The sequence below is a fragment of the Paenibacillus sp. MMS18-CY102 genome, from assembly GCF_009789195.1.
Classification (GTDB): Bacteria; Bacillota; Bacilli; order Paenibacillales; family Paenibacillaceae; genus Paenibacillus_T.
The window spans coordinates 86,711-104,312 of record NZ_WSTC01000010.1; the positions used below are offsets into that span (position 1 = coordinate 86,711).

General features: G+C 55.4%; 1 protein-coding gene. It reads right to left on the minus strand.

Features of this window, described 5'->3' with window-relative positions; all coding sequences use genetic code 11:
• Nucleotides 1–214: 214 nt before the first annotated feature.
• Nucleotides 215–17,464, minus strand: a complete 17,250-nt coding sequence (locus GON22_RS09355) for an SDR family NAD(P)-dependent oxidoreductase (protein ID WP_160395839.1) — start codon at nucleotides 17,462–17,464, stop codon at nucleotides 215–217.
• Between the last annotated feature and the right edge of the window lie 138 nt (nucleotides 17,465–17,602).

Sequence of the window (17,602 nt, forward strand, 5' to 3'; positions counted from 1 at the left end):
CAGTTCCATAAACATTCGGGCATAGCTCTGCCATGTCGTCTGCGCGCTCGTTCGCGCACACTACTGGCAACACCCGCCGTATGACATTCCACTATTATTCTGACGTGCCGAAACAGCGATCAAAATCGTTTGGGAAATTAATCCTAATAAGAAAATACTATCTCCAATCGCGCATGAATGTCAAGGCAGTTCACCATTATGATTAGAATTACATTCATGAATGCACGAGATCATTGGTGAGCAGCAGGCCATGCAGCATTGGCTCCAGCGCGCTAATGATCAACTGCTCATCAGCGGCTGACAGCCCAAGCGGGAATGCCAATCGAATGCAGCGGTTCAGCATCGTATTGCGCTGCTTTCCGACTTGATGGATGCCTCCACGAATGCCCGTCTTTGCAAATAGGAGCCGCAGCAGCTTTTCTTTCCGTTCCAGCGTTGTAAATTCTCCCGGAATAATAGCTTCGCTGTCAATTACAACCGCATGGCCAGCTACAGGCTGAATGCATCCGATATTCATGCGTTTGAGCATATCGCCTACTCGCCCAGTGAAATCGAGCTGCTGCCGGACGAGCTTCTCCATTGTCACTTGATCAGCTAATCCGCATAACACCATTCGTTCGGATTGCTCCGACAAAGTAAAGCCTTGCGCAGAACGCAACTGCACGATGCGGTTTGCCAGCTCATCATCATTCGTAGCGACCAGCCCTCCGAAAGGCACGGCATAATCCTTCGTAAGGCTCGTAACGACATGGTCGGCCTGTGCCATCGTCTGGGCAAAAATGTCCCACACGCCCAGCTTCGCACAGCCTGGTTCAAACCGCTGAAGCAGCATCGCATTGCGAACCGCGCGTGAAGCATCAATAACGAGCGGAATGTTATGCCGCTGCAACAGTTGCTTGGCTTCACGAATGTGGCTCAACCGGACTAGCCCCCCGCCGCTTGCATTGCTTAAAAGCTCCAGGCCTGCCATCGCGATATCGGAATTGCCGCGAAGCGACTCCTCCAGCAGCGCCAGATCGAATTCCCCTTTGAACGCCTCGGCCCCATCCATCGTACGAAGGGATTCATGCGGCAGCTCGATGACATCAAATCCATTGTTTAATTGATGCATGAGTGTCGTCGTCCATGGAATCGTCGAAACGATTTTCTTGTTCGTGCTGCCGAACGCCTGATAGAACAACGATTCCGCCGTTTTGCCCTCTGTCGTTACAATTAAATGCTTGAACGGGAACAGCGCGCGAATAGGTTCTAGCCCTGCCTCCATCTTGCTTCCTTGCAGCTCATCCATCCTTTGGCGCACTGCATGCGAGCGGACGATGCCCCATGAGTCAGTCATGAGGTCAAGCGGGTTAGCATTGTAGTCGAGATGCTCAAGCCTAATCGGGCCATTAAGCAGCTCTTCCCGATCCTCGGCCGCCAATCCAGCATGCCATGGCGCGTTACCGGCATGATCCGCTGCCCCGCAGGAAGGCATGTGCTCCATTGCCCTTCTTAGCTCAACAGCCGTGATCGAATTTTGATAAAATACCGGCCAATACTGCAGCAGCAATGTTGGCGGCGCGGTTCGCGGCATATACGCCATAATCGGCTCGCCGATTTCGCCGAACTTTTTCTTAAATTGGTAATTGGTCTGCCCTTGGCTAAAAATCCGGCCCAGCAGCGTCTTCTTCTCGTTCTGCTCCTGCAGCCATTGCCAAGCTTCCGCGTCGCTGCCCGGCACATCCTCGAAGGCGAATGGGTACCAGGTCAAGCCGAGAGAAAACTGCTTCGCATTTTCTTGTTTCAGCATTTGCATAATTTCTGTTATCGCATATTCCATATGCCCAAGCGGTGCCGTCTTCGGATCATAAAACTCCTGATCCATCAGATAAGCCCCTTCGCTCGTTCGCTCCACAACGATAACCGAGCACAATTGGCCATCTAGATAGGTGAGGAAAGCGCGATAGTCTTCCGGCAGCCTTCGCTCCAGCAAGTCTTCCATACAGAGAAGCGAATGGCGAATAATATTGTTCTTGCTTTCGCCCCATCGCAGCATCAGCCGTTTCATCTCGCCCAGTGGAAGCGGCTTGGAACGGTCGTATTCCTCAACGGCCGCATGGCCCGCTTTTCTGAATTTATCGACCAGATACCGAAGCTTCCTCATTTTGTTCCCTGATAATGTAAACGAATTAATGTCCAGATTTTGCCAGACGCCTAGCGGAACTTGCCGCATAGCGGCCGGATCGACCCAATCCCGGCGAAAATCTACCATTAACAGTTGATAACCCGTTTGGCTGCAATAGGTTGCCAATTCCTCATAGATCGGCTGTTCTACCGGCATAAAAGGAATGATAAGTCGCGTTTCCTCATTTACTGTAACTTTCACATATCGATCCCGATTCGCCGAGATGAAGTAATGCGGATATAGAATGCGTTCATACCCGACAGGGGGATGGGCTTCATCAAGCTTCGCTATGGTGCTGGCCGCTTCGGCATCGCGTTCCAGCTCTGCCTCATGAACTAGCATCGAGCCACTCTGCTGCGCTTGCGGATGGCGACCGGCTTCGCTAATGCCCTCTGCCGTTGGCGGCTCCTCGGCGACGCCGGCTGCCGATAGGGAAGCCATATGGGCTTCGCCCTCTTGTACCAGCGCCGCAGCGCCGCTTGCAACCCAATCATCAATCGTCATTCGCTGGGCGGCCGGCTCGGCCTGCGTAACTGCGGATGGAAGAGGCTGGACCATTGCCGCATGCACAGGCTGAGCTTCTGCAAGCGCAGCTACGGGCGCTGCTTCTGTTCGCGTGACCGTTGGCGCTAGCTGTGCCGCCTCCCCTTCAATCATCGATTGCGCACTCGGCCGGGCCTCGGCAGCATTCGTTACGAATCTCCGTTGCATGGCCAGTATTTGAGGCTCGCCGTTATCGTCCGTGTTCGCAACTGGGATTGCAGCTGCTGGAACAGGAGCCGACGATACACGAGCTGGCTTTGCTATCGAATCGCCAAGTAGCTTGCCGAGGGCATTGCGATGCTCGCGCAAGAAATAATCGGCTAGTTCAACGAGTGTGCTGTACTCGAAGAACAATGTTTTTGGCAAGTTCGGCACATGGCTTTCCAGCTTATTGTTTACGTCAAGCACCATCACTGAATCTAATCCATATTGCTCAAGCGGGCGATCATCCTCCATTTGGCCAGCTTGCAAACCGAGCGTTCCGCTAAGCAGCTTTCTGAGATAAGCCATAATGGCAGCGCGCACATCAGCTTCATTCGCCTGCTCTGTTGCTGCTGGTTCCGCCTCTGTGCTTGGCGTCGAATGGACGACAAGAGCAGGTGCAGGTGTAGGCGCTGATGCGGATGCCTCGCCGCTGGCGGAAAGCAGCTCCCCGTTTGCAATAGCAAGGTTGCGCCTTATTTTCGCCTTGTTCCCGGCCACGACCGCAACCTGATCACAGCCCGAAGCATACGCTTCACGCAAAGCGGCCATGCCCGATGGCACAGACATCGCTTGCATGCCTAGACGGTCCAGCATGTCGCCTTCCATAGCGCTGCCGACTTGCATGCCGCCGTCTGCCCATAACGGCCAGTTGACCGATAATGTCCGGCCGAACCGTCTGCCTTCGGCTGCCCATTGGTTGCGGCAAGCGGAGAAGGCATCCATAAATGCGTTGGCCGTTGAATAATCCGCCTGTCCGGCATTGCCGAACGCAGCGGAGCCCGATGAGAACAGAAGGAAGAAGTCAAGCTTGAGCCGCTTTGTCTTTTCATCCAAATAAGCCGTGCCCTTCACTTTAGGGGCAAGCACTTCCTTGAACTGTTCCACCTCTTTTTTAATGATGTATTGGTCCCGTATAATGCCTGCACAATGCAAAATGCCGTCCAATCGGCCGGAGCGGGATACAATGGCGTCAACCAAACCGGACACGCCATCCCAGCTCGTGATGTCCGCCTGCTCATACCACACGTCCGCGCCAGCCGACCGCATTGAATCAATGAGCGCTTGCTTCTCCGCTTTTAGCGCGGAGCGGCCTGCCAATACAATCGTCGCATGCTTCGCCGTGCGGGCAATCTCTTCGGCGAATAGCAGGCCTAAGCCCCCGTTGCCTCCGGTGATTAAATAAACCCCGCCGTCTTTCCAAAGCTCGGCTGCAGGGTCCGGCTGTTCAACCAGCTCGCTCCAGCCCGGCGTATGCGCCGTTTCGCCCCGATAACGAATATGCAAGTTGCCGTCGTCCAAATGGCGTTCCAATATACGCATTACCGTATCCGCTTCCTCGGAATCCGTCTCGATCAGCTGTGCGTTTAGTTTCGGATTTTCCAGCCTAGCGGTCTTCAGCATTGCCGCAAGCCCCGCATAGTGGCAAGCATCCTCACGGCTTGCAGCTACGATCTGTACAATCGGAGGCGCAGCGCTCTTGTCCATTAATGCTTCCCGAACCTGTTCGAACACGGCAGCCGATGCGCGGTGGAATTGGTCAGCCAGCTTTTCCTTCCGTTCAGGCAACGATAATGCAATTGAGCCTTTCAAAAGCTTCTCCAGCTGTGCGCTTACCGATGGCGTAAACCCAATCAACATAAGCCTGCGCCGGCCTTCCGCTGCCTTCTTGCCAACATGGCCGCTTGCTGCCTGCGGCAACAGCTGCCATGTCGGCTTGATCAGAATTGTCCCACTATCAGCGGGTCCAGCGGACCCAACCATTGCGCCAGGCCCATCAGCCAGCGCTGGCTGGCCGTCAAGCATGCGAACCGTGAACCCTTGAAGCCGTACATGCACACAGCCCTGTTCATCACATAAATCGATATCCAGCTTTTGTATCGCGCTATTTGCCTTTGTGTGCCCGCTGTATCGCACATAAGCCCACATGCTTGAAACAAGCGGAGCGTAAACATCCAGCTGCTCAAGCGCAAACGGCAGCATCGGCTTGCTCGCTTGCCCATCGGAATGGCCTGCGAGGACGAGCCCAATAGCTGCTTGCAAAGCGGAATCGAGCATGCCCGGATGAAGGGCGGTGTGATGATGCGAGTGATCCATCATCGGCAGAGAAAGCTTGGCCAGCACATAGCCCGTGCCGATCAACACATTCTCCAACCCCCGGAACGACGGGCCATAATGAATGCCCATCGCGCCAAACGCTTCTTGGCATTGCTGCGCATCGAGCGCTGCGTTGCAGTTTGCGCTTAACGAATCCAAGGCGACGGGCGGCATCGTACCAGCATCAACATATGCCGCCAACCCATGGCTATAAGCCGCACCCTTCCCACGCGGCTGGCCTGCTGAGCGAAGCTCCAGCTCAATTGCGCCTTCGCTATTTGCTTGCAAGCCAACAGCCAATTCCACCGGACCAGCCTCTACCGTAACAGGCCGCGCCCATACAATTTGCCTCAGCTGGAGATGAGCGCTTTCGCCTTTCATCGCGCCAGCCGCCAGCTCGACAGCCGCACGGAACATTTCTAGCTGCGCTGCCCCAGGCAACACCCGCTGATTGCGAATGACATGATCCGCGAGGAAAAACTCCTCCCCCGTAAAGCGCGACTCATATTTCTGTTCCGTTAAATCCGATACGTTCCGCTGAACGAGCGGATGAAGAACCGGCAGTGGCACCTGCTCTTGGAAAGCAGCAAGCTGTTCCGGCATTCGGCGTTCATCAGGCCCTGCCAGCCCGTATCGCTCCTTCGCGAACGGATAAGCAGGAAGATGCAATTTCACAGGACGATCGTTGCCATAGAATAGCTCCCACTCAATGTGCACCCGGTTCGCCCATAGCTTCGCGATTTTTTCCCACTGGCCCTTCGCCAACCATTGGGCGATCACATCTTGCAGCTCTTCGTCGGAATCGAATAGCCGCACCATATCGTTATCTTCTTTTGTTTTGCTGCGCCAGCAGCCGTCGATATTGCGATTGTGCAAAAACGCCTCCAGCTTCGTTATTAAATCCGCTGGATCGTTTACGAGGAAGATCACTCTTTCCTCCATCGCTTCCCTTCCGGTTTGCAGCGTATAACCGATATTGTGCAAGCCATCAGCCGTAAGCTGCCCGTTGGTTGCTATGCCATTGCCCTTATTGCCCGCTGCCTGCGATGGCCCGGCTTGGGCGATGGCGGCGAGCGATCCGTAGCTAGAAAGCAGCTCTGCCGGCAATTCGGCACCCGCTTCCTCCCAAACTCGCTGTTGCAGCTGCATCAGATGCAACTGCTCTACCCCATATTCATGGAAAGCCTCATTCGGATCAATGACGGACGGATCGACTTGTAAAATTCGGGCCAGCATATTAACCAATTCCGCTTGGTCCAATTGTTTGTGCACGGCTGCGTCCTGTTGGCTCGAATTGTGGCTGCCGCCAAGTGCGCTAATGCTTTCTCTTCCATACGGCTTCTGGACATAAGCAAGCAGGCTTGCCGCATATTCGAGCAGCCTGTCCTTGTTTTTCGCCGAAAGCGGAATCAGGATCGGTCCCGATTGTGGTGTATGGCCCATTCGTGAAACGGAAGGGACAGCCGGGATATGTTCCTGCACAACCAGATGGGCATTCGTGCCGCTATGGCCGAAGGAGTTGACCGTTGCCATGAGCGGCTTGCCATCATTCCCTTTCCACGCCATCGTTTCCGTATTCAAATAGAACGGCGAGCCCGCTAATTCAATGAACGGATTAAGCTTCTCATAATGAATGAGGCCCGGAATCATGCGATGGCGCATAGAGAGCAGCACCTTCATAAGCCCTATCACGCCTGCCGCAGCTCCCGTGTGCCCTATATATGGCTTGGCTGTGCCAATTGCGCAATATTGCTGTTTGTCCGTAAATGCCTTGAACGTTCTCACCAATGCATTCGTCTCAATCGGATCGCCAAGCTTCGTGCCAGTGCCATGTGCCTCTACATACGTAATGTCCGCGGGATTGATGCTGTACTTGCGGTACACATCCGTAAGCAGCCGCTCTTGCGCTGCACCGCTCGGCGCGGTAATGCCATTGCTTGCGCCGTCTTGGTTAATGCCCGAAGCTTTAATGACGCCCCAGATTGGATCGCCATCCTGAATCGCCTCTTCCAGCCTTTTCAAAATAACGATGCCAACGCCTTCGGACAGAACCGTCCCGTCAGCCGCCGTATCGAACGTATGGCACTTGCCCGTTGGCGATAGCATCTCAATCTCCGATAACGTCGCTAAGGTTGAGCCGTTCAAATAAGCAGCGGCTCCGCCCGCAACCGCTATCGAGGATTCCCCGCTGCGCAAGCTTTCGCATGCCATATGCAGCGCGACGCCCGAGGAAGAGCAGCCCGTATTAATGACCACGGCCGGCCCATTCAAATTCAAATAATAAGACAGGCGCGAGGCGACGATGGCGTCTGAAAAACCAGTAAAGGTTTCATTGAAGTAACCAGTCGGTTCTGCGCCGATGAACATGGACGTATTCGTGCCCGCTAACGTTTTCGGGTTATACCCTGCGTTCTCTAACGCCTTCCAGCTCTCTTGCAAAATAAGCCGTTGATGCGGATTCATCGATGCTGCCTCACGCGGCGAAATGTTGAAGAACAGCGGATCGAAGCAGTCCCGCTCCTCTAGCACGCCTCCCCATTTGCAATATGTTTTGCCCGGCGTCCGCTTGCTGCTAAACAGCTTCTGCTGGTCCAAATATTGCGAAGGCAGCTCGCGAACGGCATCGTGCCCGCTGCACAGATTTTCCCAGAACGCATCGATATTCGCCGCATCAGGGAATTGGCCGGACATGCCGATGACCGCAATGCCGGTGCAGCTCGGCTGTGCGGGCATGCTTTGGCCATATGACGGCGCTAGTTGCTCTGGCTGTTCCTGCTGTGCCTGCCGTGCCTGCGCCTCTGCCGAATGGGAGCGGCCGGTCGCCGGTACCACTTGCTGTCCAGCCCTCGGACCCGCCTCCTGCTCTGGCATCGAGCGCGGCATCCGTTCCATGATCGCCGGCTTGTAGGATGCCACCAAATGGGCAGCCAGTTTGTTAATCGTGCTAAAATCAAAAATGCTCGTTGTCGATAAATCCGTGCCAAGCGCTCGATTGATCGTTTGGACCAAATGAATGCCGAGAATGGAGTCTACGCCGAATTCCGCAAACGGCATATCGTTCGAAATCGCTGCAATATCGGTGTCCACTGCTTCCGATAGCTTCGATTTAATAATGCTGCGTACAAATTCCATCATTTCGCCGTCACCAGCCCCTGTTGCCATTCTGCGCGGCGCTGGCTGATTCGCCAATCCGGCATGCTGCTGCTGCGTTTCCACCGGCTCGACAGCCAACACCCTTTCCGGCTCGCCATGACGCTCATCTCCCTTACTCATAACCAGCCTGTCGGCCGTAAAGCTGCCTTCGAGCCTAACGATGCCATCACTTGCAGAGACGATGACCTGCTGCCCCACTTCCCGGTCCGCATACGCTGGGGCGAAGGCCGAAGCAAAGCCTTCTTCCTTCAACAATTGCTCCCAGCCTTCCAAGTACAGCCCCGGGCAGTTTGGTATGCGCAGCTCCGCATCCTCATACAGCCACCAGCCTTCCAAGAGCCCGAATGTCAAATGCGTAAACAGCGATTTATCCGTCAGCTCATTAATGACAAACATGCCGTTCGCCCGCATTAATGCCTTCGCATGGCGCACCGTCGTTCGGATGTTGCGAGTGGCATGCAGCACGTTCGTAGCGATCACAACATCGTATTGTCCCAAATCAATGTTCTGTCCTTCTAAAGGTTCATCGATATTTAACAGCTTGCATGCCAAATAAGGCGCTTGCTCCCCGTAAGTTTTCTTTGCGTGCAGCAAAAACGCTCTGGAAATATCGGTATACGCATACTCCCCTATATTTTCACGGAACGGTGCAAGCTTCGCGAACATTTTGCTGCTCGTGCCGCCTGTTCCCGCGCCGATCTCCAGCAACCGGATGCGCGCCCCTGGGTCATGCGCCCTTCTCTCTTCCACGTAAGCAACGACGGCATCGGAAGCGACCTCATTAAAATACTCCGCTACCGGCGTATGCTTATAGACGCTTTCGACCAATTCCAGCGTACCGTTCGGGAACATATACTCCGTCGCCGGCCGTTCCCCGTTAAGAATAGGCGGCAAAGCCTTCAGCATCACTTCAACTAGCCGCAATTTGGAAGCTTGCCGTTCATCCTGAAGCCACACTTTCTTGCGTGCCTCCCATTGCTCCCAAGCCGAAGCATAATCTAGCAGCTCCGCCGCTTCTGGCAATCGGTATTGCGTGCCATCGAACAACAGCTTGCCATGCCGCGCCAAAATGCTAAGCGTCTCCTCATGCCAGCTCGCATACAGCTTGCGCTGCACTTCCGGCAAGCCGGACAAAAACGCCTCTGCTGTTCCAGCCTCGAATGCGTTCATCCCGCCCAACTGTACGAGCAGCAGGCGGCATAGATGTTCATCGATATCCAGCATCGGCCCCATCAGCCCGTTGCTTTTCTCTAACGGCATGCGAATGCGGCGCTTGACCTGCTCGATGTCCAGCTTCGTTTCGCCCGAATAGACCCTTAGCGCTTCGCCTTTAAGCGGCACCAGCCCTTCATAGCCTGCGATTTTCGTCGTTTTCATAAAAGCGATCCGGTCCAGCGGACCGGCCATCAGCATCTCCAGCGCTTTCATGCCTTCAGCTGGTTCAATGCAGCCGATGCCGTTCTGCTCACACCAATACCGGAACGTATCCGCATTCTCGCTGTTCTCTGGCATGTTCCAGTAACCCCAGTGGATAACCTTCACCGCACACGGCATTGTTGCCGCTAGCCATGCCGCGTATTCATCACTAATGAGGCAACCGGCAGCATAAACGCTTTGCTTCCGTGCCTGCAAGAACGAGTTGATCGATGAGAAAAATAATATAAAATCAAGCGGCGCTTGCCCGAAAGCTTGCTTCATGCGAACGCTGACTTCCAGCTTCGATTGCAGAAGCGCGCCGTATGCCTCCTCTTGCAGCTCCAATATATCCCCGGCTGTAATATGCGCCGCAGCGTGAACGACGCCGTTCAGTCGCCCGAACCGCCCGGTCACTTCGTTGCGCACGGCTTCCAGCCTGCCCGGCTCCGAAGCGTCAGCCTCTACATAGATTGGGGCAGGGCCAAGCTTCGCCAATCTGCTTATTTTCTGCTCAACAGCCGCATCCAATGGCCTGCGCCCGATCCATATGATTGTCGCGCCGTAGGTGCGAATCATATAGCTCGACCACGCTTCACCGATTGTGCCAGCACCGCCGATGACAAGATACACGCCGCCCTGCTTATATAATGGCGCTTGCCCATTCATGAGAGCGCCGCTGTCCGCAATGAGGGCAAGCCGTTGCCGGTGCCACTGCCCATTACGCCAGACGTAAGGCTCCCCTCGCGGATCAGCCTTCAGCCGGAGCATCTCTTCCATTGGCCAAGCAACCGCCGCTTCCACATCGATAAGGCGGATCTCCCAACCCGGATATTCCTTGGCGGCCGAGCCAATCAATCCATGCACGGAAGCGTGCGCCGGGTCAGCAACGTCCCCTTGCCCGATCGAGCGGCATTGCTCCGTAACAATCGTCCAACCGAGCTTACGGGAGCCATAGCCTGCTTTGGCTACAGACTGAATTACGCGGAATAATTGCAAGATGCCGTTCTTTTGGCGATCCATGATCGCTTCGTCATTGCCGTCCGCAGTTCCCTCGCTATTCCCGGCTATCCATACGATATGGCCCAAATCCCCTAGGCGGTTCAGCTTAGCGGCGATTTCCTCCACCGTTTCCTCATGCAGCACAAGCTTGGCGGCATGCGGATAACGCGAAGTGAATGGGCCGGTGCGCCGGTCTTCCGAAGCAATGACGAGCACCCGCTCTGTTTCGCTCAAGGAAGGATCGCCCGAAATGTCCGCAAACCGGACCGCATCCCATACTGGCGCCATTAATACATCGCCAATTGGCGGGCCGTTCTCTTCCCCGGATGCGATAGGACTTGGCTGCCCCGCTGTTTTGGATGCAAAACCAGACAGGAACACGCATAAATTGCCGCGCCGGTCACGTAGTTCAATATCAAACGACTGCACAGCGCTCGCCGCCAAAGCTGTCCGGCGGTTTACAACCACCCACATCTCCGCCCCCGTGCTTGTGAACACGTCGAGCCGATCAAGACCGATAGCCAAGCTCGCTCCACCGCCTGCATGGCTGCGCATGAGAACGCTTGCCGCTTGCATCGCGCCATCCAGCATGCTTGGGTGAAGCCAACAGCCAGCATCGTTAGAAACAGCCGTCGGAAGCTTCAGCTTCGCAAGGGCGGATTCACTGCCTAAGTGAACCCGTTCCACCGCCCGATGGGCAGGGCCAAATGTAGTGCCCGCCGCCTCAAAGCGTTCATAAAACTGCTGTGCGCTAACCGTCTCGCCCGCATGCTCTCGAAGCAGCCGATCCATGTCAGCCTGATCGCACGTACGATCGCTGCCATCCGTTCGCACAGCAGTCCCGGTGCAAAGCAGCTCAAAGCCGCTTGCCTCGGGTTCGCCGCCATACAGATCGAACTGAAGCCGCCCGTTTGCACTGTCTCTTAGCACAATCTCGACCTGCAAGCCTTGGCGGCCTGCCATTGCCGGCCGCAGCCAAGCCACATGCAGCAGCCTGATCGCATGGCTGCTCTCTTGCCCATACGCGCGCAGCGCCGCTTCACGCGCCAATTCGAGACAAACCGCCCCCGGCAAAATCCGTTGCCCATTCACCACATGGTCGGACAAGAAACGCTCTTCGCCAGTGAACCGCGAACGGAAGCGAATGCCCGACAAATCCGAAATATTTTCATGCAATAGCGGATGAAGCCGGGACGCCGATTCATCTGCTTCCACCGCTAATGATGCAGCCCCTTGGCGTGCCTGCGCCGTACTAACTGCCGTTGCCACCGATGGAACCCAGTAACGATGCTTGGCAAAAGCGTAAGCGGGAAGCGCGATTCGGCGAGGTTTCTTCGTTCCCGCATAGAGCGTATTCCAATCGACAGGCAGCCCTTTAGCCCAACTATCGAGCAGCTTGCCATATTCGCCTTTCACTATCCAGCGAGCGGCCACTTGTGCCAGATCCTCGCCTTCGCCCAAAGCTTCAAGCGCTGCCCTATCCCGTTCCACATTGCCCTGATGCCACTCTTGTGCAGCTTCATGCCCATCGGCATATGCAGCCAACCTCGCCTCCAGCTCCTCAATGGACGTGACGATACAGCCCATCCGCTCCTGCCAAGCCTCCCGGCCTATCTGGAGCGTGTAGGCTGCCGATGGCAAATCAGAATTTCGCAACTGGCCCGCACGAATAGCCTCCAGCAAACGCGCTGCCTGTGCAAGCAGCCGCTCACGCGTAGGTGCAGAAAGCACAATCAGAATTGGCAGCGGCGGCAGATGATCATCGCCATCCGCTGTTTGCCCGCGATTGTCGCTATGCTCCTCCAACGCTATATGCGCATTCGCACCGCCAAACCCGAATGAGCTAACGCCTGCGCGCCGCGGAATCGGTTTGCCGCTAGAATCGAGCAGTTGCTCCCACGGAACGGTCTCCGTCTCGATGGCAAACGGCGTATGATCCAGCTGCAATAACGGGTTTAACTGGCGCAAATGGCGAACGCCCGGAATTTTGCCATGGCGCATCGCCAGTACGACCTTCAATAAGCCGGCAATTCCCGAAGCCGGCTCCAAATGGCCTATGTTCGTTTTTACAGTTCCAAGCGAACAATAGCCGGGGTCCCTCTGGGATGTTCCGCCATTGCCCATCATACGGAACGCCTGCTTAATGCCGTCTACTTCAACAGGGTCCCCAAGCGCTGTTCCGGTGCCATGCAGCTCCAGATATGAGATCGTATCCGGCGCAAAACCCGCTTCCTTGAAGCTTTCCGCTAATAGGGCCGCCTGCGCTTTCGAATTCGGGGACGTCAGCGTTTGCGCACGCCCGCCATGGTTGACAGCTCCGCCTTTGATCACCGCGTAGACGGTGTCGCCATCCGCTTCCGCTTGGCTGAGCAGTTTGAGCACAATAACGCCGATCCCTTCCCCTTTTACATAGCCGTTCGCATCCTTATCGAAGGTTTTGCATTTGCCCTCATGGGAAAGCACGCCCAATTGCGAGGCTCCGACCATCGTATCCGGCGTCAGCATCAAGCTAACGCCGCCGGCGATCGCTTGCTCGCATTCCCCGCCCTGAATGGCGCGAACGGCTTGATGCACAGCTACAAGGCTGCTGGAGCATGCCGTATCAATCGTTACGCTAGGCCCGTTCAATTGCAGCATATAGGAAACGCGGTTAGCGATCATTGAAAGCGCATTGCCGGTAGCCGCTTGCGCTGCTGCCCCTTCGGCATGCTCGGCCAATCGGCTATAGTCGTTAAATTGCGCTCCCGCGTACACTCCCGTCCGGCGTTCATGGAATTGCCGCGGATTGTACCCCGCATGCTCGATGGCGGACCATGCCGACTGCAGGAACAACCGTTGCTGCGGGTCCATCATGCGAGCTTCAATCGGTGGGATTTGGAAAAATGGCGCGTCGAATTTATCTGCATCCGGGATAAAAGCTCCCCATTTGGAGTTCGTCTTGCGCGTGTCCTGCAGAGGGTCGCCATAAATCGGACGCCAATCCCACCGTTCGGCCGGAACTTCTGTGACAAGCTCCGTCCCGTCCTCCAAATGGCGCCAGAACGTTTCCAAATCATCCGACCCCGGCATGATGCCCGCCATGCCGACGATCGCGACAGGCTCCTTACGGAGCTGGCGTTGCTCAGTCCCATGGCCAACTGCATGCGCAGCTTGTGCTTGAATCGGCTGGTCCATCTCCCGGTCCAGACCAGAAGCAGAAGCAGGCCAGCTAATCGCAGCCTGATCCACTGCCGGAGCATATCGCGCCTTCACCTGTTCTCGATAATCTTCCAAGAGAAAGCCACACAGTGCGCTGATTGTGCTATGCGCAAAAAATACAGTAGGATTCAGCTCAATGCCGAACGCTTTATTCATGCTTTCCGTTAGCTGGCGCAGGCCAATGGAATCAAATCCGTACTCGCCCAAGCTCTGGTCCGATGCAAGCCGCTCCGGCCGATACCCGATAATGGCAGCAGCCATCCCGCGCAGATCAGCATCCAATTGCCCCTTCCAGCCGCCCGTATCCTCAGCCTTATCTTCATTCCCATCCGGCAATGTGTAGCGTGCGGATAAGCCGGTAATTCCTTCAATGCGCGCTTTCTCGCCAGCAAACACCATGACAACAGGTTCGTGGGCAATCCCGCTAAGAACCCGCTCCAGCGCAGCGATCCCTTCCTTCTCACCGATCGGCCTCATGCCCGAGCTTTGCAAATAAAGCTGCTCCGCCCCTTTATTCAGGTGCATCCCGCCTTGTTCCCAAAGCGGCCATCCAATTGCTACCGTCCGCCCGTTACGTTCCCCCCGCTCCCGAAGCTCTTCCCGATAACCCGCATATACATCCAAGAAGCGATTAGAGACCGCATAGTCACACTGGCCAAAATCGCCGATCATCGACGAGATGGAGGAGCACAGCATAAACAGCTCTAGCGGCTGCGAGCGCGTCGCCTCATCAAGGACAGCCGTTCCGTTAATTTTGGCTGGCAAAGTTGCTGCCATTTGGTGCGCATCCCGATTAAGCAAGTGCCCTTCTCCAACCGTGCCCGCTGCACAGATTACGCTTGTAATGGGCCCGCTTTGCCCGTTCACTTGCTGCACTGCACGCAACATCGCTTGCAAGTCCGTTATATCCGCGCTTATGTAGCGAATATTCCCGCTGCCTCTGGCAAGCTGGTCGTTTAATTGCAGCAACCGGCCGCTATCTGGCGCAGATCGCCCGATCAAATAAACGTCTGCACCGCTCTCTGCCATATGGCGAGCGAATATAACGGCAAGGGCGCCCATCCCTCCGGCGATCAGGCAAACGCCGCCTGATCGGATTGGCTTCGCCTTGGCAGGTGAGCCCAATGCCAGTTGCTGCAGCCGGCGAACTGATCGTTTGCCTGCGCCATATTCCACATCGCCGTCTGCTGCCGCAGCACGGCTAAGCAATTCATCCGACAGCATGTCCATTGCGGCTTCCCCGCTAATGCCGCCTTCACGATCACTAAGCCTGATAGCCGAATACGCCATTTGCGGCACAAGCAGCTTCAACGAATTGGAGCATGCGGCAAGCGACTGCTTCCAAACAGCGGAATCCGAACCCGTCTCGTACGCATACAAAAACCGCTTCAACGAAGAGCCAGCGATGCAGCATCCCGCCTGTACGATACGAAGCACGTTCATCATTTCTTCCATGGCAGTTAAACCCGGGCTGTCCGACAAATAAATAATCGCATCCGGCAGCGGCCCGGTTGCTTGTAACGACTCGAATAGCCGCTCGCACACTCCCTCTTCCGCAAGAGCTATCGTGAATTTACGATTGCCTGTTTGGGCGAATCGATCACCGAAGTGAGCCTGAACCACGCTACATTGCAGCCGTTCCTCCAGCCGTTTGGCCGCAGCTTCATTGCCTCCGAACAATAGGGCACGCTTGAACGTTTCTGCCTGCTGCTGTGCTCGATTTAACGGTGACGGAATTAGCACTGGCGAATAATAATAAATGCCACTCTCTTCATCCCGGCCGTTAGGCGCAATTGCCGGACGCTCGTACTGCACCCAATACCGCTCTTTCCCAAACGAATAAAACGGCATATCGACCTTCGCCGGCCGGCTGTCATAGAGCGCTTCCCAATTGATGAATGCGCCGTCCACCCAAGCCTGCGCCAATTGCGGCAAAAGGCGTTGCTGCAAGCAAGCCTCCACCATAGCCGCTTCCATGGCCGCCTTTCCTTGCTTTGCATGGCCGCTCCAGATGTCGGATGCTGCCGTTTCCCCCTTGCCATACCGATCTAATTTTTGCACCAAATCAACCACATCGAATGCCAATATTGCAAGCCGCTCATCCATCAGCTCACGGCCGATTTGCAAACAATAAGCGGCATCCCTCATATTCAGTTCAGGATGGCGGTCCAAATAGCGGGACAAATCTGATGTATACGCCTTCAGCCGCTCTGTGTTCTGCGCAGACATAACAAACAGATGCGGCCCTTCGCCCTGATGCGAGCCCTCCGTTGAACGTGCTCTTTCATAATGCTCTACAATAATATGCGCGTTGGCGCCGCCCGCCCCGAAGGAGCTAATGCCTGCCCGCAGCGGATAAACCTTGGTTTCCCCATCAATTTGCACCTCAGCAGGCAACCAATCCTGTAGCTCCTGCTGGACGTAGAATGGCGAATCTTCGAAGGCAATTTTGGAATTCAGCCGCTCGGCATGTATCGAGGGCACGAGCTTGCCGTGCTTCATCTGAAGCAGCACTTTCGCCAAGCCCGCTATGCCAGCCGCCGACTCCAAGTGCCCAATATTCGACTTAATCGACCCGATTGCACAGTAGCCCCGTTCATCCGTGTCTGCCCTGTAGGCTCCCGTCAACGCGCTAATCTCTATTGGGTCTCCCAGAACGGTTCCAGTTCCGTGTGCTTCTACATAGCTGATCGTGCGGGGATGCACCCCTGCTTTTTCTAGCGATGCCGCGACCAGCTTCCGCTGCGCACTCGGGTTCGGCACGGTGTAACCGCTCGTTTTGCCGCTAGCATTAATAAACGAGCCCTTAATGACGCCATGGATTCGGTCGCCATCCTTAATCGCCTGCTCTAGCGGCTTCAGCAGCACGGCGCCGACACCTTCGCCATCAACGAAGCCGTCAGCCTCGCCGCCGAACGCGCTGCAACGGTCACCGCTTGACAGCATCTCCATTTTGCACAAACGCACATAATGGGCAGGGTGCAGAATTAGGTTAACGCCCCCGGCGATTGCCGCTTCACACTCGCCCTTCCGCAAGCTTTCGCATGCCAAATGAATGGCAGTTAACGAAGAAGAGCATGCCGTATCAACGGTCATGCTCGGCCCTTTCAGGTCAAAGAAATACGAGATTCGATTGGCAAGCGACCAAAACGAGCTATGGGCAGCCGCTTTGCCGCTGGCTGCCCATGCCTCCCCTGCAATAAATTCATAATCGCTGTTCATTGCCCCCATGAATACGCCCGTATTCTCAGCAATCTTCCTTATATTGTTACGGCTATAGCAAGCGTCCTCGAACGTTTCCCATACCGTCTGCAGCAGCAGCCGCTCCTGTGGATCCATCGCCTCAGCATCTTTAGGAGAAATGCGAAACAGCCGTGCGTCAAACTTATCATGATCATCAATAAAGCCGCCCCAACGCGTATATGCTTTCTCTTTATCCTCACGGCTTGGATCAAAATAATCGCTAGCTTTCCACCGTTCTTCTGGCACTTCGCTAATGCAGCTGGCGCCGCGCTTTAAGTTGTCCCATAATTGCTCCAGCCCGTCCGACATCGGATAATGGCCGCTGATCCCAATAATCGCGATATCTTGAACGAGGACGCCGGATGGGATATTGGCCGCTTTGCCCAGTATCTGCTTTAGCAGCATTTTCTTTTGTGCTATGCCCATTTCGCCCAAGCTATTGTTAACCATAGGTCCCTCCTGTTCTTCATTCCGAAGCGATCCACCTAACTCGGTTGTCCGCTATTTATCGCTATTTCACACTTAACAATTGTTCGAGCAGCTTATCGATATCCGCTTCCGATAGCTGGTCGACGATCGTATCGATTG